Source organism: Streptosporangium sp. NPDC048886, assembly GCF_055586905.1.
Map to the genome: position 1 here is coordinate 23,424 of NZ_JBVJHH010000039.1, position 23,014 is coordinate 46,437.

Sequence of the window (23,014 nt, forward strand, 5' to 3'; positions counted from 1 at the left end):
CTCGCTGATTGTTCAAGGGGCCGAGAAAACGTGGTCGCTGCCGAGCCGGGCCGCGCCGATCACGCCGGCGCTGTCGCCGAGCTCCGACAGCACGATGGGTAGGTTGCCCGTCGCCAGTGGCAGCGACCGGCGGTAGACGACGCTTCTGATCTCCGCCAGCAGCACGTGGCCCAGCCGGGCCACGCCGCCCGCGACGATCACGAGGCCGGGGTTGAAGAAGCTGACCAGCCCGGCCAGCACCAGGCCGACCCGGCGACCGCCGTCCCTGATGAGCCGCACCGCCTCGGCGTCGCCCAGCTCGGCCGCCGCGGCGACGTCCTCGCCGGTCAGCGTGCCCGTCCGGCGGAGCCGTTCGCCGAGGTACGGCGAGCGGTCGGCGACGGCCATGGCCTCCCTGGCCAGGGCGGCACCGCCGAAGTAGGCCTCGAGGCAGCCGACGTTCCCGCAGGCGCAGGTGGGGCCGGCGTCGTCGACGCGGATGTGTCCGATGTCGCCGGCGCTGCCGGAGACCCCTCGGTAGATCTTGCCGTCCACCACGATCCCGCAGCCGATGCCGGTGCCGATCTTGACGAACAGGAAGTCGTCCACCTGCTTGGCCAGCCCCGCGTGAAGCTCGCCGAGGGCCATGATGTTGACGTCGTTGTCGACCACCACGGGACAGCCGAGCTCCTGCCCGAGCGTCTCCCTGACGGGGTAGCGGTCCCAGCCGGGCATGATCGGCGGTGCGACCGGCACTCCCTCGCGGAAGCTGACCGGCCCGGGGATGCCGATCCCCACCCCGTGGAGCTGGGTGAACAGTCCCTGACCGCGCAACTTGGCGAGCATCTCCGCGGCCCGGTCCAGCACGGTCACGGGTCCGTCGCGCACGTCGCACGGCTCGCTCGCGCGGCCGAGGATCCCCAGCTCGCCGTCGGTGACGGCCACGTCGACCGAGGTGGCGCCGATGTCGACACCGGCGAAGCGCATGTTCGCGGCCAGCCGTACCAGGCCCGACCTGCGCCCGCCGCGCGAGGCCGCCAGGCCCGCCTGCTCGGCCAGCCGCAGCTCGATCAGCCGGTCGAGTTCGAGGTTGAGCTTGGAGCGTGACAGCTCGACCACGTCGCCGAGCTCGGCGCGCGAGCGCGCTCTCTCACGGAGCAGCCGGAGCAGCACAGCCTGGTGCGGGCTCTCCGGACGAGCGGTAATGCGCTTCACAACACCTCCGCATTCGGAGTTGGTGTGCAGAAGCTAACCCTCTTCTGTTTACGTTGTGAAGACCTTTTAGCTAAATGCCCGCCGACTTTTGCAGATTCGCACAAAAGTCGGCGGGCTGGTCCGGTCGGCCCGGGGGCGGATCAGCTCACCCGCGTGAGCTTCCACTGCTGGTTGGTGCCGGTCCCGCAGGCCCCCTGGGTGAGCTGGGTGCCGTCGGCCGTGGCGGCGCCGGGGACCTCCAGGCAGTGGCCGCTGCCCACGGAGGTGATCTTCCAGTTGCCGTTCGCCGCCGGCGCGAACTTCCACTGCTGGTTGGCGGCGGTGTGACAGGTCCACTGGATGATCAGTGCGCCCGCGGCGGTGGACCCGGCGTTGACGTCCAGGCACTTACCGCTCCTGACCGAGGAGAGGGCGAAGTTGCCGTTCCCCCGGTCGACGGCCTTCCACTGCTGGTTGGTGCCGCCGTTACCGCCCCACTGCACCACCTTGGCGCCGTCGGCCGTGGACTGGCCCTCGACGTCGGCCACCTTGGAGCTGTGCGCGGCGGTCAGGGTGTAGACGGCCTCCGCCACGGGGCCGCCCGGAGCGCCGACGCCCGCCCCGTTCAGGGTGAAGGAGTCGAGGTCGAACTGGTTGGCCGTCGGGTGCTTGAACACCAGGAACAGCGGGTGGCTGCCGGCCAGGGCCGCCACGGGCGTGGCGGTCAGCGACTGGTAGGTGTCCCAGCCGCCGGTGTTCGGCACGGCGGTGGTGGACAGCAGCTGGCCGGTCGGCGAGTCGGCGCGCAGCTCGATGGTGCCGCCCCCGTAGGGGGAGGAGACCCGGTAGGCCACCGAGGTGATCCCCTGCACGCTCATCGGCGAGAAGGAGATCCAGTCGTTGTTGGAGATGTCGCCCACGCGCTTGCCGTTCTGCGCGCCGGCCTGCTCGACCACCCGGACGCCGGAGGAGCCGGTGAAGTACTCCGCCTGCTTCTGCCGCGGCTGCAGGATCAGGTTGGCGCTCGCGGCCAGCCCGCCCTTGTCGGTGTAGGTCGCGGTGAGGACGTAGTAGGTGTTGGCGTCGGCGTCGTGCCCGGAGGCGGTGGTCGAGACGGTGCCCGAACAGCCGGTGAACTGGCCCGTGTCGTGGCTGTGGGTGTCATGGCCGAGGGCCGTGACCACGACGACCTTGGAGCAGTCGATCGTGCCGTCCTCCGGGTCGGTGACCGTCACCGTGTAGCCGACCGAGTCCCCGAAGGAGATGACCCCGCCGTTGGGCGGCGAGCCGAACGTCACGACCGGCGCCGTGTTGCCGACGGTGATGGGCACCGTCGCCGAACCGCTCTTGCCGGAGGAGTCGGTGATCGTCAGCTTGGCGGTGAAGGTGCCGTCGGCGGTGTAGGTGAAGGAGGGGTCGGCCGCGGTGGAGTCGGTCGTGCCGTCGCCGGTGAAGTCCCACGCGTAGGTGAACGGGTCGCCGTCCGGGTCCGCCGACCCGGACGAGGAGAACTGCACCTGGAGGGGGGCCTTGCCGGAGGTGGGCGTCCCGCTCGCCTTGGCCACCGGGGACCGGGAGCCGCTGACGTAGTCGATCCGGTAGACGCCGTCGTCGGGGTTGGACCCGCCGTAGCCGGCGCCCCACTCGATCAGGTACATCGAGCCGTCCGGGCCGAACTTCATGTGCATCGGCGACCTGAACCCGAGGTTGGACAGGAACCGGTTGACCTTCAGGACGTTCCCGCCGCCGTCCAGCCGCATCTCGGCGAGGTAGTTGCGGCTCCACTCGTAGAAGAACGGGGTCTTGTCGAAGTAGGCGGGGAACTTGGTCGTCGAGGGGTTGGCCTCGTCGTAGTGGTAGAACGGACCGCCCATCGGGGCCGCGCCGCCGCTGTCGCCCATCTCGGGCCACTCGGGCGTGAGGTGGTAGGTGTACCAGACCGTGGCGGCCTTGGCCGCGGGCAGGCTGGTCAGGCCGGTGTTGTTGGGCGAGTTGTTGACCGGGGCCGCGCAGTTGAACTTCGCCCCCGAGGTCGAGGTGGCGAAGTCGTAGTCGTTGTAGGGGGTGTTGTCGCCGACGCAGTACGGCCAGCCGTAGAAGCCGGGCGACTTGATCAGGTTCCACTCGACGGTGCCCTCGGGCCCCCGGTTGGCGTTGGCCGCTCCGGCGTCGGGTCCGTAGTCGGCCATCGAGATCCAGCCGGTCTCGGGGTCCACCGCGAACCGGAACGGGTTACGGAAGCCCATCGCGTAGATCTCCGGCCGGGTCTGCGCGGTGCCCGCCGGGAACATGTTGCCCGAGGGGATCGTGTAGGTGCCGTTGCTCTCCGGGTGGATCCGCAGGATCTTGCCGCGCAGGTCGTTGGTGTTGGCCGAGCTGCGCTGGGCGTCGAAGTTCTGCCGCCCGGCGCGCTCGTCGATCGGCGCGTAGCCGTCGGAGGCGAAGGGGTTGATGTCGTCGCCGACCCCGATGTAGAGGTTCCCGCCGGGCCCGAAGGCGAGCTGCCCACCGGTGTGGCCGGGCTCGTCGGTCCTGGTCGCGGGGATGGCCAGCAGCTTCTTCTCGCTGCTCAGGTCGAGGGTGTGGTCGTTGAGGGTGAACCGGGAGACCTGGTTGACCGCCGCCGAGCCGGCCGGGGAGTAGTTCAGGTAGACCCAGTGGTTGGTCGCGAAGCCCGGGTCGAGGACCATGCCGATGAGGCCGTCCTCACCGCCGGTGTAGACGTTCAGCGTGCCGGTGACCACGATCTCGCCGTCCTCGTGGATGGCCACGAGCTTGCCGGTGCGGGTGATGTAGTACACGTGCCCGTCGGCCGCGATGTCGAGCTGCATCGGCTGGTCGGGGGCGCTGTCCAGGGTCACCTTCTGGAAGCGGTTCCACACGGTGCCGCCGCAGTCGCCCTGGACGTTCCCCGCGGCCCACCTGATGCCGCCGAGCACGTGCTGGCGGAACTGCGGCTCGCTGTAGGAGGCGATCTGGTGGCCCATCCCCGTCGCCCAGACGCGTCCGCCCTCCGCCGAGCGGCACCAGGAGATCGGGTGGTCGGCGCCCATCTTGCTGGGCCCGGCGTCGTAGGTGGTCTCGTCGGCGGTCACCAGGACGTGGACGTCGCCGCGCAGGTTCTTGTCGAAGTTGTACCACTCCTCGGTGCGCGTCCAGCGCTCGGGCAGCCCGGCGGTGGAGGGGTGCACCCGGTCGGCGACCTTGGCGGTGCCCTGCAGGATGCTGGAGTGCGCGGTCATGTGCGCGCCGCCCAGGATCAGCTGGTCCCACCAGGGGAACTGGGCCTCGACGTTCATGTCGGTGGTGTTGTGGATCGCCACGATCCCGCCGCCGCCGTTGACGTACTTCTGCACGGCCTGACGCTGGGCGTCGTTGTCCCAGACCATGCCGGAGTTCTGCAGCATGATCACCACGTCGTAGGTGGCGAGGGCCGCGTCGTTGAAGACGGCCGAGTCGGCGGACTGGACGACCTCGAAGTTGCCGGCCGAGGCGAGCTGCTGGACCATCGCGGTCCCGGCCGGGATCGAGTCGTGGACGTAGCCGGCGGTCTCGGTGAACAGCAGCGCGCGGAAGGCGGGCGCCGGTACGGCCCGCGCGTGCGCCGTACCGGCGGATAACAGGAGCAGGATCGGGACCAGCAGGGCGATGAACGGGCGACGCATGGAATCTCCTGGGGGTGAGAAGGGCATGCGGAGCGGGCCGGACGGCCCCCGACGGGCGGCCCGGTGTGGCACTGGATCTCTAGGAGCGAAGAGCAGGATTTGCCGATTTACGGCTTATTTCTGCCACATTTCTGGATGGTAAGGACCAGTTATGGCGGTGGTCAAGCAAAAGTTTGGTTGTTTCCATCAGAAGCAGAGTACGAGCGAGCGAAAGTGGCGGGAGGCGACCGGTCCGGCATGATCCCCGGAAACCACAAAGGGCGCCCTCACCTGTGAGGACGCCCTTTCTGCGGTCAGACGGTCAGAGCATGGCCTTCATGGAGGCGGTCGCCTGCTGGCCGAGAGTGGTGGGGGTCAGGTAGGGCTGCTCGGCCATGATGGCCGCCCAGTTGTCCCGGATGTCCTCGACGGTGTGGTCGTCCTGCCGCCAGCCGGGCCCCTCGGCCACGAAGACGCGGGCGATCCGGCCGCCGCCGACGCTGAAGACCTCGCCGCTGGTCTCGCAGGACTCGTGCGCCAGGAACGTCACCAGCGTGCTGACCCGCTCCGCGGTGAACTTGGCCTCGAACTCGGCCGGCAGCAGCGTCTCGGTCATCCGGGTCCAGGCGATCGGCGCGATCGCGTTGGCCTTGATCCCGGCCCGGGCGCCCTCGATGCCGAGCGTCTTGGTCAGGCCGACCAGACCCATCTTCGCCGTGGAGTAGTTGGCCTGGCCGAAGTTGCCGAACAGCCCGGCGGGCGAGGAGGTGTTGACGATCCGGCCGTAGCCCTGCTCCTTGAGGTGGGGGAAGGCCGCGTGGCTCACCAGGAAGGAGCCGCGCACGTGCACCGCGAGGACCTGGTCGAACTCCTCCACGGTCATCTTGCCGAAGGACTTGTCGCGCAGGATGCCGGCGTTGTTGACGACGATGTCCAGCCGCCCGAAGGCGTCGATCGCGCTCCGCACGATCGCCCTGGCACCCTCCGGCGTCGCGACGTTGTCGGTGCTGGCGACCGCCTCGCCGCCGTTCTTGTTGATCAGCTCGACCACCTCGGCCGCCGGGCCTGCGGAGGCGCCCGTGCCGTCCAGCGCCCCGCCGAGGTCGTTGACGACCACCTTGGCGCCGCGCTCGGCCAGCGACAGCGCGTGCGAGCGGCCGAGACCGTGCCCGGCGCCGGTGATGACCGCGACCTTGCCGTCAAACCGCAGCTCTGACATCCGCACACTCCCACGAGAACATAGTTCTGTTTTCTTGAACAATAGCCTGCCCGCCCTCGGAGGACCATGCGGGAGCGGCAACAGGTTGTTGAATCGTCGCGGATAGTGATCGAGCGTGTGAATTTCTGCTAAAGTTTCTGCCCCGAACAGGGCGAGGGTCAACGACGACACTCCTCCCAGCATGGCCCCGCCCAGAGACCCGGGCTGGAGGCAACGCATGCCCTCATCTCCGCCCCTCCGCGTGATCCAATGGGCCACGGGCGCCGTTGGACGATACTCACTGCGCGCTCTGATCGTCCGCCCCGAGTTCGAGCTCGTCGGGGTGCTCGTCTACGACCCGGACAAGGTCGGCCACGACGCCGGAACGCTCGTCGGACTGCCCGAGACCGGCGTCACCTGCACCGACGACGTCGACAAGATCCTCGCCACGGAGGCCGACTGCGTGCTGCACATGCCGCTGCCCGCCTCCTACTTCGGCCGCGACCACGCGGCCGACGTGGAGACGATCTGCGCCCTGCTCGCCTCGGGCAAGAACGTCGTCACCACGACCGGATTCGTCTATCCCCGGTGCTACGGGCCCGGCCTGGTGGAACGCCTGGAGGACGCCTGCCGCGCCGGAAACGCCTCGCTGCACGGCACCGGCGTCAACCCCGGCTTCATGAGCGACCTGCTCCCCCTCGCCCTGACCGGGCTGTCCAACCGGATCGACCACATCTACGTCCGCGAGTCCTCCGACTTCCGGGGGCACCCCTCACGCCAGATCGTGGTCGACCTGTTCGGCTTCACCCGCTCGGCCAAGGACTACGCCACCGCCGTCCGCCCGTTCCGCGCCTTCCAGCGCTCGCTGTTCGCCGAGAGTGTGCAGTTCGTGGCCGGGAACCTCGACGTGACCCTCGACGAGGTCGAGGAGAGCGACGAGTTCGAGCTCGCCTCCGAGGAGTTCGAGATCGCCGCGGGCCTGGTCAGGGTCGGCACCGTGTGCGCCTCCCGCTGGACGTTCACCGGCCTCGTCCGCGGCCGCCCCTTCATGACCGTGGAGTGCGTCTACAAGGCCGACGCCGCCAGGGTCCGCCGCTGGTCCGAGCCCGGCTTCACCATCCACATCGAGGGCGTCCCCCAGATGACGCTCGCGGTGGAGGAGATGTCCCACGGTCTCGCCGGCGCCGCCGCCCACGCCGTCAACACCGTGGCCGCCCTCTGCGCCGCCCCGCCCGGCATCCGCACCCTCCTCGACCTCCCCCTCGCCACCGGCCGCGGCACCGTCCGCCTCGCCTGAGGCGCGGCCGCGGGCCGGGATGCGGGGCGGCGGGTCAGGGATGCGGGATGAATCGGCCGAAGCGGCCCTGGTGGTAGAGGAGAGGGCGGCCGCCGGGGTCGAGGTTGGTCTCGGTGACGAGGCCGACGACGAGGATGTGGTCGCCTATGTCGACGGTGGAGTGAGGGGCGCAGATCAGCTGGGCGGACACTCCGCTCAGCAGGGGGACGCCCAGCGGGCCGGGCCGCCAGGAGGTGGGGGCGGCGAAGCGGTCGACGCCCTTTCGGGCGAACCGGGTGGCCAGCTCGGCCTGGTCGCTGGCCAGGACGTTCACCGCGAAGTGGTCGGCCTGCCGGAGCCAGGGCCAGGTGGTCGAGGATTGGTCGACGTAGAAGGAGACCAGCGGGGGCGCGAGGCTCACCGAGGAGAACGAGGTGGCGGTCAGGCCGACCGGGATCCCCTCGGACTGGGCGGTGACCACGACCACCCCGGCCGCGTGCACGGCCAGCGCCTGCCGGAACCGCTCGCCGTCGATCGCCCGGCCGGGCAGGGTCTCGGTCATGACTCCTCGCCCCGGTCCTCGGTGGAGCTCGGGAACTCTCGGGGCCTCGTGATCCCGTCGAACGTCACCAAGGTGCCACGCCTCCCGGCCGCCTCGCTCCACTCGATCACTTTTCCTCCTCCGCGGTATGAAACACGCTTATGGTCGGCAACCCATTCATAGCTCCGTCTCTTCCAAATATCACGCCGGAGCTCCTTCCCTGAGCGCCGCGGCGACCTGAGGGGCGACCCGGCCGGCCCAGCGGCCGACGACGGCGTCGAGGTCGTTGATCTCCGACTCCAGCAGCGCCAGGCCCGGGGTGGGGACCGTGGCGCCCAGCTCCACCAGGAGCGGCCGGAAGTGGACCTCCACCGCCAGGGCGTGCCGCGCGTCCCCCATCACCAGCAGCGGCAGCGCCACGCTGGAGGCCAGCGCGCCGCCCGGCAGCCGGTCCAGGAAGGTCTTGAGCAGGCCGGTGTAGGTGCCCTTGTAGGTCGGGGACGCCACCACCAGCACGCTCGCCTGGGCGACGATCTCCAGCGCGGCCTCCACCGCGGACGACGCCTCCGGGGCGAACAGCAGGGGCGCGAGACCGGACAGGTCGACGATCTCGGAGGGCCCCTCGCGGCCCGTGCTCCGGGCGAGGGTCCGGGTGGCCTGGACGGCCACCTCGTATGTGCGGGACCCGGCTCGCGGGTTGCCCACCACGGTCACGATGCTCATGAAGCCACCGGTGCCTTCCGCTCGAAACGGGATGCTGGACGCGCCAGGCCGTAGTTCTGGCGCAGTGTGCGGCCTCCGTACTCGGTGCGGAACAGGCCACGGGCCTGCAGCTCGGGCACGACGTGGTCGACGAAGTCCGCCAGGCCGCTCGGCAGGACCGGCGGCATGATGTTGAAGCCGTCGGCCGCGCCGCTGGTGAACCATTCCTGAATCTGGTCGGCGATCCGCTCCGGGGTGCCGGTGACCACGCGGTGCCCCCGGCCGCCGGCCAGGCGGCCGATCAGCTCCCGCAGGGTCAGCCGCTCACGCCGGGCGAGATCGGTGACGAGCTTGAACCGGCTCTGCTGGCCGTCGGCCGGTTGGGCGACCTCCGGCAGGGGGCTGTCCAGCGGGTGGTCCGACAGGTCCACGCCGAGGATGCCCGACAGCTGCTGCACGCCGTACGCGGGGATGATCAGCTCTTCGAGCTCCCTCTCCAGTTGGAGCGCCTCGCGCTCGGTGGAGCCGATGATCGGTGAGATGCCGGGGAGGACCAGCAGCTCGTCGTCGCGCCTGCCGTACCGGCCGAGCCGGGACTTGAGGTCGGAGTAGAACTCCTGGCCCTCCTGGAGGGTCTGCTGCGCGGTGAACACGGCCTCGGCGTAGCGGGCGGCGAACTCCTTGCCGTCCTCGGAGGAGCCGGCCTGGACCAGCAGGGGGTGGCCCTGTGGGGGACGGGAGGTGTTCAGCGGGCCCCGGACCCGGAAGTGGCGGCCGACGTGGTCGAGGGCGTGGATCCTGGCGGTGTCGGCGTAGTCCCCGCTGCGGCGGTCGCCCAGGATCGCCCCGTCCTCCCAGCTGTCCCAGAGCTCGGTGACGACCTGCAGGAACTCGGCGGCGCGGTCGTAGCGGTCCTTGTGGGCGGGGCGTTCGACGCCGAAGTTGCGCGCCTCCGCCTCGCTCGCGGAGGTGACGATGTTCCAGCCGGCCCGGCCGCCGCTGATGTGGTCCAGCGACGCGAACTTGCGGGCGACGTGGAACGGCTCGTTGTAGGTGGTGGAGACGGTCGCGATCAGGCCGATGTGCTCGGTCACCGTGGCCAGCGCCGCCAGCAGGGTGAGGGGCTCCAGCCCGCCGAGCGCGTTGTGCCTGACGTCGCCCCACAGGGCCAGGCCGTCGGCGAGGAAGACCGAGTCGAGCTTGCCCCGCTCGGCGATCTCCGCCAGCCGCTGGTAGTGCCGGACGTCGGTGATCCCGGCGGGCTCGGCGCGCGGGTGCCGCCAGGCGGCCTCGTGGTGCCCGACGCCCATCAGGAAGGCGTTCAGGTGCAGTTGCCGGGCGGCCATCAGGAGGTCCTCCATGTCGAGAAGCGGCGCTCCAGACGGACCAGGAGCTGGTTGAAGAGCAGTCCGAGCACGGAGATCGTGAGGATTCCGGCGTACATGTCGGGCACCCGGAAGTTGAACTGGGCGTAGTTGATCAAATAGCCGAGGCCGGCCTTGGCGCCGACCATCTCGGCGGCGACCAGCACGAGGATCGAGTAGGCCCCGGCGAGCCGGATGCCGGTGAAGATCAGGGGCACCGCGGCCGGGAGGATCACCTTCTGGAACAGCCGGACCGGGCGGAGCCCCATCGACCGGGCCGACTTGATCAGCAGGGGGTCCACGCTCTTCACCCCGGCGATCGTGTTGAGCAGGATCGGCCAGGCGCAGGCGTACAGGATGATCGAGATCTTGGAGGTCTCGCCGAGCCCGAGGATCAGCACGAACACCGGGAGCAGGGCGAGCGCCGCGGTGTTGCGGAACAGTTCGAGCACCGGGTTGAGCAGGTCGGCCAGCGGCCGGTACCAGCCGATCAGCAGGCCGAGGGGGATGGCCGCGACGATCGCCAGGGCGAACCCGGCCAGGGACCTGACCAGGCTGGCCTGGGCGTGGTCGAGCAGCTCACCGGAGAGGAGCAGCTCCCACCAGGCCACCAGGACCTGTGACAGCGGCGTCAGGAAGGTGGGATCCACCACCTCCAGCCGGGGCAGGACCTCCCAGAGCGCGGCGAGCGCGCCCAGGGCGGCGGCCCGCCGGCCCGCCGCCACCGCCAGGCGCCCCGGGCCGCGCAGCAGGCGCGCGCCCACCCCGGCGGCGGAGGCGCCGGTCGAGACGCTAGCCAACGGAGACCGCCTCCTCCGCCCTGGCCGCCGCGACCTCGTCACGCAGGAGCGTCCACACCTCGTGACGGTACTCGCCGAAGCGCGTGCCGGCCCGCAGGTCCCCCTCGCGGGAGTCGAGCTCGACCTCGACGACCCGCTTGATCCGGCCCGGCCGGGACGTCATGACCGCGACCCGCCGGCCGAGATACACGGCCTCGTCGATGCCGTGGGTGATGAACACGATCGTCTTGCCGGTCTTCTCCCAGATCCGCAGCAGCTCCTCCTGGAGGGACTCGCGGGTCTGGGCGTCCAGCGCGGCGAACGGCTCGTCCATCAGCAGCACCTCCGGGTCGAAGGCCAGACTCCGGGCGATGGCCACGCGCTGGCGCATGCCGCCGGAGAGCTCGTGCGGGTAGCGCTCCTCGAACCCGCGCAGTCCCACCAGCTCCAGATAGGCCCTGGCCCGCTCCGCGCGCTCTTTCCTCGGTACGGCTTTCGCCTCCAGCCCGAACTCGACGTTGGACAGCGCCGTGCGCCAGGGGAACAGCGCGTACTGCTGGAAGACGATCCCCCGGTCCAGACCGGGACCGTCGACGGGGACCCCGTCGAGCAGGATCCGGCCGCCGGTCGGCTCGGTCAGCCCGGCGAGCAGGTCGAGGAGGGTGGACTTGCCGCAGCCGCTCGGCCCGACCAGGGTGAGGAACTCCCCGGCCCGCACGTCGAGGTTGACGTCGTCGAGGGCGGTGAACGGGCGGCCGTCGCCGCGGACGCGGAACTCCTTGCCGATCCCCTGAATCTGGATCTTCATCGGGTGCCTCCGAAGGGGTTGTAGGCATTGGTGAAGAGGTCCTCGGCCCTGACCTGGCCCTTGTCGATCTCGCCCTCGCGCTCCAGCCAGTCGATCCAGGTCTGGAACTCCCGCGCGTCGATGACTCCGCCCTTGTTGGCCACTCCGCTGCTCTTCCAGAACTCGATGGCGGTGGTGTCCTCGTTCCGCCCGCGTTTGGCGATGATCTCCTTCGCCTTGGCGACGACCTCCTCGCGGGAGTGGGTCTGCGTCCACTCGACGGCCTTGGCGTACGCCTCGACGAACTTCTTCGTGGTCTCCGGGTTCCGCTCGATGAACCTCTCGGTGAGGACGACGCTGCCCGCGGTGAAGGGGCCGAACAGGTCGATGTCCTTGAAGAGCGGATGGATCCCGCCGCGCTGCAGTGCCTTGTCGCGGAGGATGCCGCTCAGCGCGGCCACGTCGATCTGGCCCTGGCGGAGCGCCTGCTCGGTGTTGACCGGCGGCACGACGACCAGTTCGACCTGCTTGATCTCGTCGGGGGTCAGCCCGCCGCGCTTGAGGTATTCCTTGAGCACCGCCTCCAGGTGGGCGCCCAGGGTGTTGACGCCGATCTTCTTGCCGATCAGGTCACGCGGGCCCTTGACCGGTGAGCCGTCCGGCACGAAGTAGCCGATGTAGCTGTCCTTGTCGCTGCCGTAGTAGCCGATCACGGCCTTGATCGGGGCCTTGGCCGCGGCCAGCTTGACGATGGCGCCGTTGAACGCGCCGCCGAAGTCTGTCTGACCGGTCGCCGCGGCCTGGATGTCCTGCGGGCCGGAGATCGTGTTGCCGATCCACTTGAGTTTGACGGGGCCGAGGTAGCCGAGCGCCTCGGCGAACTCGGGGAAGGTGACGGCGCCGACGCTGCCCTGGTAGCGCAGCTCCAGCGTCTCGGGCCCGCCGGATCCGGCGGAGGCCCGCGCGCCGCAGGCGGTGAGGAGCCCCACCAGCAGCACGGAGAGAGGGACATGTCTGGTCTTGATCACGAGAGGCGTCCTGAGTGATGGGGAGGGACTGCGGGGGTCGATTCGTGATCACGGACACTGGGCGCTGGACACTCGACAGAAGTCGACATGTGCACACCGGGTCAGATAGATGCCCATATGGGAGAAGCTACGCACGGCCTGGCACTAAGTCAATATTTCCTACTTGTTTTGCATGAAATACTCCGGAGAGGGCGGGCGTCGGGGGCGCCGTCAGGGATTACCCGGGAAACCGCGGGCCTGGCCCGCCCGTCATCCCGATCTCACCCCTGGACAGAATCATGTTCTCCTCGGGGTGGCGTACGGTCGAGCCATGGACCTGGGACGCGAAATCTCCGAGACCGGACGCTTCGTCCGGCAACCGAACCGGTTCACCGCGCGGATCGAACCGGACGGCCAGCATCCGCCGGAGCCGGGCCGCTACCAGCTCTACGCCTCCTACGCCTGCCCCTGGGCGCACCGCTCGCTCATCGTGCGCGAGCTGCTCGGCCTCCAGGACGTCGTCGGCGTGACGATCGTGGACCCGATCAGGGACGAGAAGGGCTGGCGGATCCCCGGCGGCGACCCGGTCACCGGCGTGGAGTATCTCTCCGAGCTCTATCTCAGCTCCGACCCCGGCTACCAGGGCCGCTACACCGTGCCCTGCGTATGGGACGTCACCGCCAAGCGCCTGGTCACCAACGACTACCCGCAGATCACCCTCACCCTGGAGACCGCCTTCGCGCCCTGGCACGCCGAGGGCGCGCCCGCCCTCTATCCGGCCGCGCTGCGCGGGGAGATCGACGCGCTGAACGAGGTGATCTTCAACGGGCTCAACGACGGCGTCTACCGGACCGGGTTCGCCACCTCCCAGGAGGCCTACGACGAGGCGGTCGTCAGGGTCTTCGGCACGCTGGACCTGCTGGAGGAGCGGCTGACCGGCCGGCCCTACCTGCACGGCGACGCGCTCACCGAGAGCGACGTCCGGCTCTACCCCACGCTCGCCAGGTTCGACGCGGTCTACCACTCCCACTTCAAGTGCTCGATCAGGCGGCTGGCCGACTACCCGGCCCTGTGGGCCTACGCCCGCCGCCTGTACGCGATCCCGGCCTTCCGCGACACCACCGACTTCGACCAGATCAAGCGCCACTACTTCGTGACGCAGACGAACATCAACCCGAGCCGGATCGTGCCGCGCGGCCCGGAGCTCGACTGGACGGCGTGACAGCCGCCCTCCGGACGGCCGGAGCGGCCGGCGGACGGCACGGCGGCACCGGGCCCCTCTCCCGCCGTCGCCGACGACGGCCCGGAACAGATCGTCAACGGCACCTTCGACACCGGCACGGCTCCCTGGTGGAGCACCGCCAACACCACACTGGAGACCGACGGCGGCCGGCTCTGCGCCGAGGTCCCCGGCGGCACGGCCAACCCGTGGGACGTCATCGTCGGCCAGAACGACATCCCGCGGGTCAAGGACGAGACGTACCGATACTCCTTCTTCGGCGCCGCGACCCCCGGCCGCGCCGCCAAGGCCCTCATCCAGCTCCCGGCCGCCCCCCACACCCAGTATCTGTCGGCGAACCCCGAGCTGAGCGTCTCCGGCGACACCTACGCCTACACCTTCACCTCCCCCGGTGGACCTGCCCGACGCCCAGGTGGCCTTCCAGCTCGGGGGCAGCGCCACACCCTGGCGGTTCTGCGTGGACGACGTCTCACTCAGGGGCGGCGCCGAGCCCGACGTCCACAGGCCCGACACCGGGCCGCGCGTCCGGGTGAACGCTGAAGTTCTACTACCCCCAGCGCAGCGGCGTCGAGGTCCTCGACGGCCTCCGCCCCGGGTACGGCAGGCCCGCCGGCCACGTGGGCGCCCCGAGGCCCTCCCGCCGGCCCACGCTCCGCCGGTCCGTCCGCGCCGGCCGGGCCGCCGGGGCCCGTCCGCCTCAACTGGGGCGATGTCCACACGGCCTAAACTGAGACATGTGATTGACGACATTTGGGTGGACCCCGCGGTCAGGGCGCTCCGGCCGGACTTCGCGGTCCTGGTGGTGGGCGCGTACGGCCTGCGCAACGGACCGACGGACGACAGGTCCCGGGCCTGGCTGGCCGGCGCGGCCGGCGAGGCGGTGGGCGTCGAGGATCCGAAGGTCGAGGCGTGGCGGGAGGCCTACCGGGCGTTCGGGGCCAAGCCGCAGCGGACCAGGCCGTCGGTCGACGCGCTGGTCAGGCGGATGCCGCTGCCGGAGATCAACCTGGTGGTCGACGCCTACAACACGGTCAGCGTCAGGCACGGGCTGCCGATCGGCGGGGAGGACCTGGCCCGCTACGAGGGGGCGGCCCGGCTGGTCCGCGCCGCCGGGGACGAGCCGTTCGAGGTCGTCGAGAAGGGCGAGCCCGCCGTCGACCATCCGGAGATCGGCGAGGTGGTCTGGCGCGACGACAGGGGCGTCACCTGCCGGCGGTGGAACTGGCGGCAGTGCGTGCGCACCCGGATCACCGAGGAGACCACGGACGCGCTGTTCCTGCTGGAGCGGCTGGCGCCCATGTCGCTGGAGGAGCTGGGCGCGGCGGGCGACGAGCTGACGGACCTCCTCAAGGTCATCACCCCCGGCGTCCGGGTCGAGTCGCGGCTCGTCGAGCAGGGGTGACCAGGACCACACCTCCCGGACAGGCCCCCGGAGGTGACTGTTTTGCACTCTACTGAGAGGATCAGGCGGCGAGCTGCGCTCAGACTGGCGCAGGTCCGGGTCCAGGCGAGTAGCCTTGGACAGGTTCTCTATCATCAACGCCGATCTGCGGAAGAGGGCGATTTCCGCCGTGTCGTCTGAGTCGTCGCGGACAAACCCGCTGGCAGCCTTTGGTCAAAACGAATGGCTTGTCGACGAGCTGTACCAGAAGTACCTCCAGGATCCCGAGTCTGTGGACCGTGCCTGGTGGAATTTCTTCGCTGATTACACCCCTGACTCCGGGTCGGGGCGAGCCGCACCCCCGGGGGCGGCCACAGCCGCGCCCTCCACTCCAACCCCCGCTGCGGCTCCGGTGACCCCGGCCGCCACACCGGTCACCCCAGCGCCGGAGGCCAAGGCCACCCCGGCGGACAAGCCCAAGCAGGAGACGCAGTTGCCCGCCGGTGCCGAGGAAGTCCGACTCCGTGGCGCGGCCGCCAGGACCGCGGCCAACATGGAGGCCAGCCTCGAGGTCCCGACGGCGACCAGCGTCCGCGCAGTCCCGGCGAAGCTTCTCATCGACAACCGCATCGTGATCAACAACCACCTGTCGCGCGGTCGCGGCGGCAAGGTGTCGTTCACGCACCTGATCGGTTACGCGGTCATCAAGGCCCTGGCCGTCCTGCCGGAGATGAACCACTCCTACACCGAGGTCGACGGCAAGCCGGTGCTGGTCAAGCCCGAGCACGTCAACCTGGGCCTGGCCATCGACGTCGCCAAGAGCGACGGCACCCGCCAGCTCCTGGTGCCGTCGATCAAGGCGACGGAGACCATGGACTTCCGCCAGTTCTGGGTGGCGTACGAAGACGTCGTGCGCAAGGCCAGGGCGGGCAAGCTCGGCGTCGACGACTTCTCCGGCACCACGATCTCGCTGACCAACCCGGGCACGATCGGCACCGTCCACTCGGTGCCGCGCCTGATGCCGGGGCAGGGCACCATCATCGGTGTCGGCGCGATGGAATACCCCGCGGAATACCAGGGCGCCTCCCCCGAGACGCTCTCCCGCCTCGCGGTGAGCAAGGTCATGACGCTCACCAGCACCTACGACCACCGGATCATCCAGGGCGCCCAGTCGGGCGACTTCCTGCGCCAGGTCCACCGGCTGCTGCTGGGCGAGAACGGCTTCTACGACGAGATCTTCGAGGCCCTCCGGATCCCCTACGAGCCGGTCCGCTGGGTCCAGGACATCTCGACCACGCACGACGACGACGTGGCCAAGTCGGCCAGGGTCATCGAGCTGATCCACGCCTTCCGGGTCCGCGGCCATCTGATGGCCGACACCGACCCGCTGGAGTACAAGCAGCGCAAGCACCCCGACCTCGACATCAAGTCGCACGGGCTGACCCTGTGGGACCTGGAGCGCGAGTTCGCCACCGGCGGCTTCGGCGGCCGTCCCCTGATGAAGCTGCGCGAGATCCTCGGCGTGCTGCGCGACTCCTACTGCCGCACCATCGGCGTCGAGTACATGCACATGCAGAACCCCGAGGAGCGGGCCTGGATCCAGGCGCGGGTGGAGCGTCCGCACGCCAAGCCCGACCGCACCGAGCAGCTGCGCGTCCTGGAGCGGCTCAACACCGCCGAGGCGTTCGAGACGTTCCTGCAGACCAAGTTCGTCGGCCAGAAGCGCTTCTCGCTGGAGGGCGGCGAGTCGCTGATCCCGCTGCTCGACTCGGTGCTGTCGGCCGCCGCGGAGGAGGACCTCGACGAGGCCGTCATCGGCATGGCCCACCGCGGCCGCCTGAACGTGCTGGCCAACATCGTGGGCAAGTCCTACGGCCAGATCTTCGGCGAGTTCGAGGGCAACATCGACCCGCGGACGGCGCACGGCTCCGGTGACGTGAAATACCACCTGGGCGCCACCGGCGACTTCGTCTCGCCCGACGGCAGCAAGCTCAAGACCTCGGTCGTGGCCAACCCCTCCCACCTGGAGACGGTCGACCCGGTCCTGGAGGGCGTGGTCCGCGCCAAGCAGGACCTGCTGGAGCGCGGCGAGGAGGGCTTCACGGTCCTGCCCGTGCTCGTCCACGGCGACGCGGCCTTCGCCGGCCAGGGCGTGGTGGCCGAGACGCTGAACCTGTCGCAGCTGCGGGGCTACCGCACCGGCGGCACGGTGCACATCGTGGTCAACAACCAGGTCGGCTTCACCACCAGCCCGGCGAGCTCCCGCTCCAGCGTCTACGCCACCGACGTGGCCCGGATGATCCAGGCCCCGATCCTCCACGTCAACGGCGACGACCCCGAGGCCGTGGTCCGGGTCGGCAAGCTGGCCTTCGAATACCGCCAGGCGTTCCGCAAGGACGTCGTCATCGACCTGATCTGCTACCGGCGCCGCGGCCACAACGAGTCGGACAACCCGAGCTTCACCCAGCCGCTGATGTACGACCTGATCGATGCCAAGCGCTCCACCCGCAAGCTCTACACCGAGGCGCTGATCGGCCGGGGCGACATCACGGTGGAGGAGGCCGAGGGCGCGCTCCGCGACTACCAGGCCAAGCTGGAGAACGCCTTCGCCGAGACCCGCGAGGCGGCCAAGGTGACGACCGGCGAGTTCGCCCGCCCGGTCGACGTCGACTCCACCATCCCCTGGTCGCACGACGAGACCCCGACGGGGATCTCCGAGGAGACCGTCAAGCGGATCGTCGACACCCAGCTCAACCTGCCGGAGGGCTTCACCGCCCACCCGCGCCTGCTGCCGGTCATCCAACGCCGCGGCCAGATGGTCGCCGAGGACCGCATCGACTGGGGCATGGGCGAGACCCTCGCCTTCGGGTCGCTGCTGATCGACGGTCACCCGGTCCGCCTGGTCGGCCAGGACTCCCGGCGCGGCACCTTCGTCCAGCGGCACGCCGTGCTGGTCGACCGCCTCACCGGCGAGGAGCACACCCCGCTCAAGACGTTCAACCAGGGCACCACGAAGTTCTACGTCTACGACTCGCTGCTCAGCGAGTACGCCGCGCTCGGCTTCGAGTACGGCTACAGCGTGGAGCGCCCCGAGGCCCTGGTCGCCTGGGAGGCCCAGTTCGGTGACTTCGTCAACGGCGCCCAGTCCGTGATCGACGAATACATCACCGCGGGCGAGCAGAAGTGGGGTCAGCGCTCCGGCGTCACCCTGCTGCTGCCACACGGCTACGAGGGTCAGGGCCCGGACCACTCCTCGGCCCGCATCGAGCGCTTCCTGCAGATGTGCGCCTACGACAACATGACCGTGGCCCAGCCCACGCTTCCGGCGAACTACTTCCACCTGCTGCGCTGGCAGACGAAGTCCAACCGGCACCGCCCGCTGGTGGTGTTCACGCCCAAGTCGCTGCTCCGGCACAAGGCGGCGGTCTCGCCGGTCGCCGAGTTCACCTCGGGCTCGTTCCGGCCGGTGCTCGGCGACACCACGGTGAGCCCGTCGGAGGTCCGCAAGGTCGTGCTCTGCTCCGGCAAGATCTACTACGACCTGGCGGCGGCGCGCAACGCGCAGGGCCGCAGGGACGTGGCGATCGTCCGTCTGGAGCGCCTCTACCCGTTCCCGGCCAACCCGCTCGCGGCCGAGCTGGGACGCTACGCCGACGGTGTCGAGCTGGTGTGGGCGCAGGACGAGCCGGTCAACATGGGCCCGTGGCCGTTCCTGACGCTGAAGCTGGCGGAGAACCCCGACGCGTTCGGCGGGCGTCCGATCAAGCGGGTCTCCCGCAAGGCGAACTCCTCCCCCGCGACGGGCTCGCACTCGGCGCACGAGGCGGAGCTGCAGCAGATCCTGGGAGAGATCTTCAACTAGGACCCGTCCCGCGGCAGGCAGGAGATCTGCGGGACAGGGCCTGGGCGTCACCTCCGGAAGTCCCCCACAGGAACCTCTGTGGGGGACTTCCCCGTTACTACGAGGAGAACGATGTACTTCACCGATCGGGGCATCGAGGAGCTCGTCGAGCGCCGCGGCGAGGAAGAGGTCAACATCGTCTGGCTGGCCGAGCGGCTGCGCGAGTTCGTCGACCTGAACCCCGAGTTCGAGACCCCGGTGGAACGGCTGGCCACCTGGCTGGCCCGGCTGGACGACGAGGACGAGTAAGAGAACGCGATATATCTTGACCTCCTCGCACAACGCGACATATCGTGTCTTGTACAAGGAGGTCACGAACATGCGGCAGTGGACCATCGAGAAACCCGAGCAGCTCACCTTCGACTCCGTGAGCAGGCTCAACGTCCGGATCGTGGCGGGCCGGCTGGCGGTGCTGGCCAGTGACGGCCCGGCCACCCTCGAGGTCGCCGACATCGGCGACCCTCCCCTGATCGTCACCCACGAGGACGACGGCACGCTCACCGTCGCCTACAAGGACCTGACCTGGGAGGGCCTGCTCGGCTGGCTCCGTCCCGGGCGCCGGGAGACCACGCTGACGCTGACCGTTCCGAAGGAGTGCCCGGTCAACGTGGGAGTGGTCTCCGCCTCGGCCGTCGTCGCCGGCTTCGAGAGCCGCACCTCGGTCAAGAGCGTCTCCGGTGAGATCGTGCTCGACGGGGTGAGCGGCGAGATCCACGCCGACACCGTCTCCGGCGACGTGGAGAGCCGCAGCCTGGTCGGCGACCTGTCCTTCAAGAGCGTCTCGGGCGAGCTGACCGTGGCCCAGGGCACGCCCCGCCGCCTGCGCGCCACCACCGTCTCCGGCCGGATCACCGCCGACCTGGAGCTCCCCCCGACCGGCCACGTGACGCTGAACAGCGTCTCGGGCGACATAATGCTCCGGCTGCCGCACGCGGTCGAGACCGACGTCACGCTCCGCTCCACCACCGGCCGGCTCGCCGCCGCCTTCCCCGGACTCGACCACTCCAGCCAGCCCGGCGCGAAGACGCTGACCGGCCGGCTCGGCGGCGGCATGGCGTCCCTGTCGGCGACCACCGTCTCGGCGGACGTCACTCTGTTGAAGGGAGAGCAGGTATGAGCCCGGTCTTCGGCCATGGGCGGCTCCGTCTTTACCTCCTGAAGTTGCTCCAGGAGAGCCCGCGCCACGGCTACGAGGTGATCCGGCTGCTGCAGGACCGGTTCCTGGGCGTCTACTCGCCCTCGCCCGGCACGATCTACCCGCGCCTGGCCCGGCTGGAGGAGGAGGGCCTGGTCACCCACGAGGTCGTGGACGGCAAGAAGGTCTTCACCCTCACCGACCAGGGCCGCGACGAGCTGAACGCCCGGCTCGACGAGCTCGCCGACCTTGAGCAGGAGATCTCCGACTCCGTCCGCGACATCGCCCGCGAGGTCAAGGAGGACGTGCGCGACACCGTCAAGTCGCTGCGCGAGGAGCTCACCCAGATGGCGCGCGACGTGCGCCAGGGCGCCAAGCAGGAGCAGCGGCAGGCCAAGCATGAGCAGCGCGAGGCCTGGCGGGAGCAGAAGGCCGAGTGGCAGCGGCAGAAGCGCGAATGGCAGCGCCAGAAGCAGGAATGGCAGCGCCAGACCAAGGAGTGGCAGCACGACTGGAAGCGCATCTGGGCCGAGGGCTTCACCGGGCAGGGGTCACCCGGCGGCGACGCCCGGCTCGGGCAGATGCTGGCCGAGTTCGTCGAGGAGATCCGTGAGGACGCCAGGCGGGCGCAGGTGACGGAGGAGACCCTGGCCAGCGCGCAGGACGCGCTCTACGACGCCGCCCGTCGCATCCGCGACGCGCTCCGGTGATCCTGCTGTACGGCCCGCGCCCGCCCCTCCTGCTGTCGGGGTTCCCGCCCCGGATGCCCGGGCCGGCCGTACCCCGGCAGTCAGGCGACGCGCATGACGCGGACGAGACGCTCCCGGGCCCGTGCGGCCTGCCTGGCCCGGTAGGCGATCGGCATGTATCTGGCCCGTTCGGGCAGGCGCGGCACGGTCGCCGCGACCGCCCGGCCGAGCCGGCGCAGCCGCATCTCGTCGCGTGCGGTCCACGCCAGTCCCAGCTTCTGGCGTACGGCGGGCGGCAGGGTGCCGACCGTGACGAAGTGGTTGACCCGGCCTGAGGTGAGTCCGAGCGGGCCCCACAGCCCGCGCAGCGCCGCGGGCATGATCGGCGGCGGGCCCACGGTCAGCGCGGTGCGCAGCACGTCGTGGGCCGTCGGGTGGTTCTCCAGGGTGGTGTCGACCATGTCGTGGAAGTAGCGCCAGTAGTCGTCGACGGTGGCGGGAAACATCCGCTCGGGGACCCGCAGGATCCGGCCGAGATGGATGACCTCCTCATACAGCCGCCGTTCCTCCTGCGGGGTGTACGGCCGGCCGAAGTACTCCGCCATGGTGACGGCCCGCTCGAAGGCGGTCAGGTGCACCCAGGCGTACGGCTCGGCGCTCAGCGCGTGATACTTCCGGCCCTGGGCGTCGATCCCCTGGATGTCCTTGTGCATCTCCCGCAGGCGCCTGCCCTCGTCGATCGCCTCCGCCCCGCCGTACACCCAGGTCTGCAGTGAGGTCAGCGAGCGGGTGAGCCGCCCCCAGGGGTCGGCCCGGTAGACCGATTGGTCGCCGATCGCGGCGCCGACGGCCGGGTGCATGACCTGTATGACGAGGGCGCCGCCCAGCAGGAGCATCAGCCGGTGGTCCCCCATGCCCTCCCACAGCAGGCTCCCGGGGCCGAAGGGTTCGGGGTCGGGGTGTGCGGTCGCGTCGGTCATGCCGGGCCTCCGGGAAATACGTCGCCTATCCGTGTCTATCACCCGGAAAGTCAAAAAGTAACCCGTTACTTACAGGTCATGACCTGAGACACCCTGCTCCGGGCCGGCCCGCCGCCACCCGGCGGGCCGGCGGCGGGCCGACGGCGGATTGGGGGCCGCCCGGGGTGGCTCAGGGGGCGGGCTCAGCCTGCCGCGGTGAAGACGATCTTCCCGAACACGTCCCCCTCGTGCATGGCCGCGAACCCCTCACGGGCTCCGGTCAGCGGGAGCGTCCGGTCGATCGCCGGCCGCAGGCCCGTCTGCTCCAGGAAGCGGGCCAGCCGGGCGAGCTGGTCGCGGGTGCCCATCGTCGAGCCGACCACCGACAGCTGCAGGAAGAAGACCCGGTTCAGGTCGGCCGGGGGGACGGCGCCGCTGGTCGCTCCGGAGACCACGATCCGGCCACCGGGGCGCAGCGCCTTCAGCGAGTGGTCCCAGGTGGCCTGGCCGACGGTCTCCATCACCGCGTCGACCCGCTCGGGCAGCCGGGCTCCGCTCTCGAAGACCCGGTCGGCGCCCAGGTCGAGTGCCCGGGCCCGCTTCTCCTCCGAGCGGCTGGTGGCCCAGACCCGGTAGCCGCCGGCCCGGCCCAGCGCGATCAGCGCGGTGGCCACCCCGCCTCCGGCCCCCTGGACCAGCACGGTCGAGCCCGGCTCCAGCCCCGCCTTGTCGAACAGCATCCGGTAGGCGGTCAGCCACGCGGTGGGCAGACAGGCCGCCTCCTCGAAGCTGAGCGCGGCGGGCTTGGGCACCAGATTGCGCCGGGGGACGGCGACCCGCTCGGCGAAGGTGCCGTCGTACACCTCCGACAGCAGGGACCGCTTGGGATCGAGCGTCTCGTCGGCACCGCTGCCGATCACCGAGTGCACGATGACCTCGTTGCCGTCCTCGTCGACTCCGGCGGCGTCGCCGCCCAGCACGATGGGCAGCCGCTCCTGGCGGATGCCCACGCCCTTGAGCGTCCACAGGTCGTGGTGGTTGAGCGCGGCGGCCCGCACCGTGACGGTGGTCCAGCCGTCGGGGACCTTGGGTTCGGGGTGCTCGCCGAGCGTGAGCCCGGCGAGCGGGTTGTCGGGATCGGTCTGTGTGGCGGTTACGGCAAACATGGCCGCACCCTACGCCCCCGGCTCGACCACGGCGCCGGCGAACTCCCCTCCGGCGCGCCGCACCCCTCCGTC

Annotated in this window: 19 protein-coding genes; 8 read left to right on the plus strand and 11 right to left on the minus strand. The window is 70.2% G+C overall.

Going from position 1 to position 23,014, the window contains the following annotated elements:
• Nucleotides 1-12: 12 nt before the first annotated feature.
• The 3 genes from ACZ6R6_RS37060 to ACZ6R6_RS37070 all read right to left on the minus strand — a co-directional run bounded on the left by ACZ6R6_RS37060 (nucleotide 13) and on the right by ACZ6R6_RS37070 (nucleotide 6,036).
• On the minus strand, nucleotides 13-1,194 hold the full coding sequence (locus ACZ6R6_RS37060) for an ROK family protein (RefSeq protein ID WP_470101441.1): 1,182 nt from the start codon (nucleotides 1,192-1,194) through the stop codon (nucleotides 13-15).
• A gap of 140 nt (nucleotides 1,195-1,334) precedes the next feature.
• Entirely contained in the window at nucleotides 1,335-4,838 is a 3,504-nt protein-coding gene (locus ACZ6R6_RS37065; protein ID WP_470101443.1) for a ThuA domain-containing protein, read from the minus strand.
• Between the two features lie 301 nt (nucleotides 4,839-5,139).
• On the minus strand, nucleotides 5,140-6,036 hold the full coding sequence (locus ACZ6R6_RS37070) for an SDR family oxidoreductase (protein WP_306864498.1): 897 nt from the start codon (nucleotides 6,034-6,036) through the stop codon (nucleotides 5,140-5,142).
• A 217-nt stretch (nucleotides 6,037-6,253) separates the two neighbouring features.
• Between ACZ6R6_RS37070 and ACZ6R6_RS37075 the strand changes: the two genes are divergently transcribed.
• Nucleotides 6,254-7,312 carry an NAD(P)H-dependent amine dehydrogenase family protein gene (locus ACZ6R6_RS37075; RefSeq protein ID WP_470101445.1) on the plus strand — a complete coding sequence of 353 codons (1,059 nt, stop codon included), beginning with the start codon at nucleotides 6,254-6,256 and terminating at the stop codon, nucleotides 7,310-7,312.
• A gap of 34 nt (nucleotides 7,313-7,346) precedes the next feature.
• Here the strand turns inward: ACZ6R6_RS37075 and ACZ6R6_RS37080 are convergent, their stop codons facing one another.
• From ACZ6R6_RS37080 to ACZ6R6_RS37105, 6 genes are all read right to left on the minus strand, one after another.
• Entirely contained in the window at nucleotides 7,347-7,853 is a 507-nt protein-coding gene (locus ACZ6R6_RS37080; RefSeq protein ID WP_470101447.1) for a flavin reductase family protein, read from the minus strand.
• A 180-nt stretch (nucleotides 7,854-8,033) separates the two neighbouring features.
• A complete protein-coding gene (locus ACZ6R6_RS37085) occupies nucleotides 8,034-8,555 on the minus strand; it encodes an NADPH-dependent FMN reductase (RefSeq protein ID WP_470101449.1) in 522 nt (173 codons plus the stop codon).
• A complete protein-coding gene (locus tag ACZ6R6_RS37090) occupies nucleotides 8,552-9,895 on the minus strand; it encodes an LLM class flavin-dependent oxidoreductase (RefSeq protein ID WP_470101451.1) in 1,344 nt (447 codons plus the stop codon). Before ACZ6R6_RS37090 ends, ACZ6R6_RS37085 begins: the two co-directional genes overlap by 4 nt.
• Nucleotides 9,880-10,698, minus strand: coding sequence for an ABC transporter permease (locus tag ACZ6R6_RS37095; RefSeq protein WP_470101453.1), 819 nt, complete (start codon nucleotides 10,696-10,698; stop codon nucleotides 9,880-9,882). The genes ACZ6R6_RS37090 and ACZ6R6_RS37095 overlap by 16 nt, the downstream gene beginning before the upstream one ends.
• On the minus strand, nucleotides 10,691-11,485 hold the full coding sequence (locus tag ACZ6R6_RS37100) for an ABC transporter ATP-binding protein (RefSeq protein ID WP_470101455.1): 795 nt from the start codon (nucleotides 11,483-11,485) through the stop codon (nucleotides 10,691-10,693). The genes ACZ6R6_RS37095 and ACZ6R6_RS37100 overlap by 8 nt, the downstream gene beginning before the upstream one ends.
• Nucleotides 11,482-12,492, minus strand: coding sequence for an ABC transporter substrate-binding protein (locus ACZ6R6_RS37105; RefSeq protein WP_470101457.1), 1,011 nt, complete (start codon nucleotides 12,490-12,492; stop codon nucleotides 11,482-11,484). Before ACZ6R6_RS37105 ends, ACZ6R6_RS37100 begins: the two co-directional genes overlap by 4 nt.
• 310 nt (nucleotides 12,493-12,802) lie before the next feature.
• Here ACZ6R6_RS37105 and ACZ6R6_RS37110 point away from each other — a divergent pair, with 310 nt between their 5' ends.
• The 7 genes from ACZ6R6_RS37110 to ACZ6R6_RS37140 all read left to right on the plus strand — a co-directional run bounded on the left by ACZ6R6_RS37110 (nucleotide 12,803) and on the right by ACZ6R6_RS37140 (nucleotide 20,838).
• On the plus strand, nucleotides 12,803-13,693 hold the full coding sequence (locus tag ACZ6R6_RS37110) for a glutathione S-transferase family protein (protein WP_470101459.1): 891 nt from the start codon (nucleotides 12,803-12,805) through the stop codon (nucleotides 13,691-13,693).
• Nucleotides 13,694-13,783: 90 nt separating this feature from the next.
• Nucleotides 13,784-14,251: a carbohydrate binding domain-containing protein gene (locus ACZ6R6_RS37115; protein WP_470101547.1), complete on the plus strand. Its 468-nt coding sequence runs from the start codon at nucleotides 13,784-13,786 to the stop codon at nucleotides 14,249-14,251.
• Nucleotides 14,252-14,447: 196 nt separating this feature from the next.
• A complete protein-coding gene (locus ACZ6R6_RS37120; protein WP_470101461.1) occupies nucleotides 14,448-15,113 on the plus strand; it encodes a B3/B4 domain-containing protein in 666 nt (221 codons plus the stop codon).
• A 169-nt stretch (nucleotides 15,114-15,282) separates the two neighbouring features.
• Entirely contained in the window at nucleotides 15,283-18,954 is a 3,672-nt protein-coding gene (locus ACZ6R6_RS37125) for a multifunctional oxoglutarate decarboxylase/oxoglutarate dehydrogenase thiamine pyrophosphate-binding subunit/dihydrolipoyllysine-residue succinyltransferase subunit (protein ID WP_470101463.1), read from the plus strand.
• A gap of 111 nt (nucleotides 18,955-19,065) precedes the next feature.
• A complete protein-coding gene (locus ACZ6R6_RS37130) occupies nucleotides 19,066-19,242 on the plus strand; it encodes a DUF6104 family protein (RefSeq protein ID WP_306864470.1) in 177 nt (58 codons plus the stop codon).
• Nucleotides 19,243-19,312: 70 nt separating this feature from the next.
• Entirely contained in the window at nucleotides 19,313-20,110 is a 798-nt protein-coding gene (locus ACZ6R6_RS37135) for a DUF4097 family beta strand repeat-containing protein (RefSeq protein ID WP_470101465.1), read from the plus strand.
• Nucleotides 20,107-20,838, plus strand: coding sequence for a PadR family transcriptional regulator (locus tag ACZ6R6_RS37140; RefSeq protein ID WP_470101467.1), 732 nt, complete (start codon nucleotides 20,107-20,109; stop codon nucleotides 20,836-20,838). The genes ACZ6R6_RS37135 and ACZ6R6_RS37140 overlap by 4 nt, the downstream gene beginning before the upstream one ends.
• Before the next feature lie 80 nt (nucleotides 20,839-20,918).
• On the opposite strand, the gene ACZ6R6_RS37145 is transcribed toward ACZ6R6_RS37140, so the two are convergent.
• Nucleotides 20,919-21,797 (minus strand): oxygenase MpaB family protein, encoded by an 879-nt coding sequence (locus ACZ6R6_RS37145; RefSeq protein ID WP_470101469.1) that lies wholly within the window; start codon nucleotides 21,795-21,797, stop codon nucleotides 20,919-20,921.
• A 182-nt stretch (nucleotides 21,798-21,979) separates the two neighbouring features.
• Nucleotides 21,980-22,942, minus strand: coding sequence for a zinc-binding dehydrogenase (locus tag ACZ6R6_RS37150; protein WP_470101471.1), 963 nt, complete (start codon nucleotides 22,940-22,942; stop codon nucleotides 21,980-21,982).
• Nucleotides 22,943-23,014 lie beyond the last annotated feature (72 nt).

Excerpts from the sequence above, each read along its gene's own strand:
- ACZ6R6_RS37065 (WP_470101443.1), bottom strand. The coding sequence starts at position 4,838 with ATGCGTCGCCCGTTCATCGCCCTGCTGGTCCCGATCCTGCTCCTGTTA.
- ACZ6R6_RS37070 (WP_306864498.1), bottom strand. The coding sequence starts at position 6,036 with ATGTCAGAGCTGCGGTTTGACGGCAAGGTCGCGGTCATCACCGGCGCC.
- ACZ6R6_RS37075 (WP_470101445.1), top strand. The coding sequence starts at position 6,254 with ATGCCCTCATCTCCGCCCCTCCGCGTGATCCAATGGGCCACGGGCGCC.
- ACZ6R6_RS37080 (WP_470101447.1), bottom strand. The coding sequence starts at position 7,853 with ATGACCGAGACCCTGCCCGGCCGGGCGATCGACGGCGAGCGGTTCCGG.
- ACZ6R6_RS37085 (WP_470101449.1), bottom strand. The coding sequence starts at position 8,555 with ATGAGCATCGTGACCGTGGTGGGCAACCCGCGAGCCGGGTCCCGCACA.
- ACZ6R6_RS37090 (WP_470101451.1), bottom strand. The coding sequence starts at position 9,895 with ATGGAGGACCTCCTGATGGCCGCCCGGCAACTGCACCTGAACGCCTTC.
- ACZ6R6_RS37100 (WP_470101455.1), bottom strand. The coding sequence starts at position 11,485 with ATGAAGATCCAGATTCAGGGGATCGGCAAGGAGTTCCGCGTCCGCGGC.
- ACZ6R6_RS37110 (WP_470101459.1), top strand. The coding sequence starts at position 12,803 with ATGGACCTGGGACGCGAAATCTCCGAGACCGGACGCTTCGTCCGGCAA.
- ACZ6R6_RS37130 (WP_306864470.1), top strand. The coding sequence starts at position 19,066 with ATGTACTTCACCGATCGGGGCATCGAGGAGCTCGTCGAGCGCCGCGGC.
- ACZ6R6_RS37135 (WP_470101465.1), top strand. The coding sequence starts at position 19,313 with ATGCGGCAGTGGACCATCGAGAAACCCGAGCAGCTCACCTTCGACTCC.
- ACZ6R6_RS37140 (WP_470101467.1), top strand. The coding sequence starts at position 20,107 with ATGAGCCCGGTCTTCGGCCATGGGCGGCTCCGTCTTTACCTCCTGAAG.
- ACZ6R6_RS37145 (WP_470101469.1), bottom strand. The coding sequence starts at position 21,797 with ATGACCGACGCGACCGCACACCCCGACCCCGAACCCTTCGGCCCCGGG.
- ACZ6R6_RS37150 (WP_470101471.1), bottom strand. The coding sequence starts at position 22,942 with ATGTTTGCCGTAACCGCCACACAGACCGATCCCGACAACCCGCTCGCC.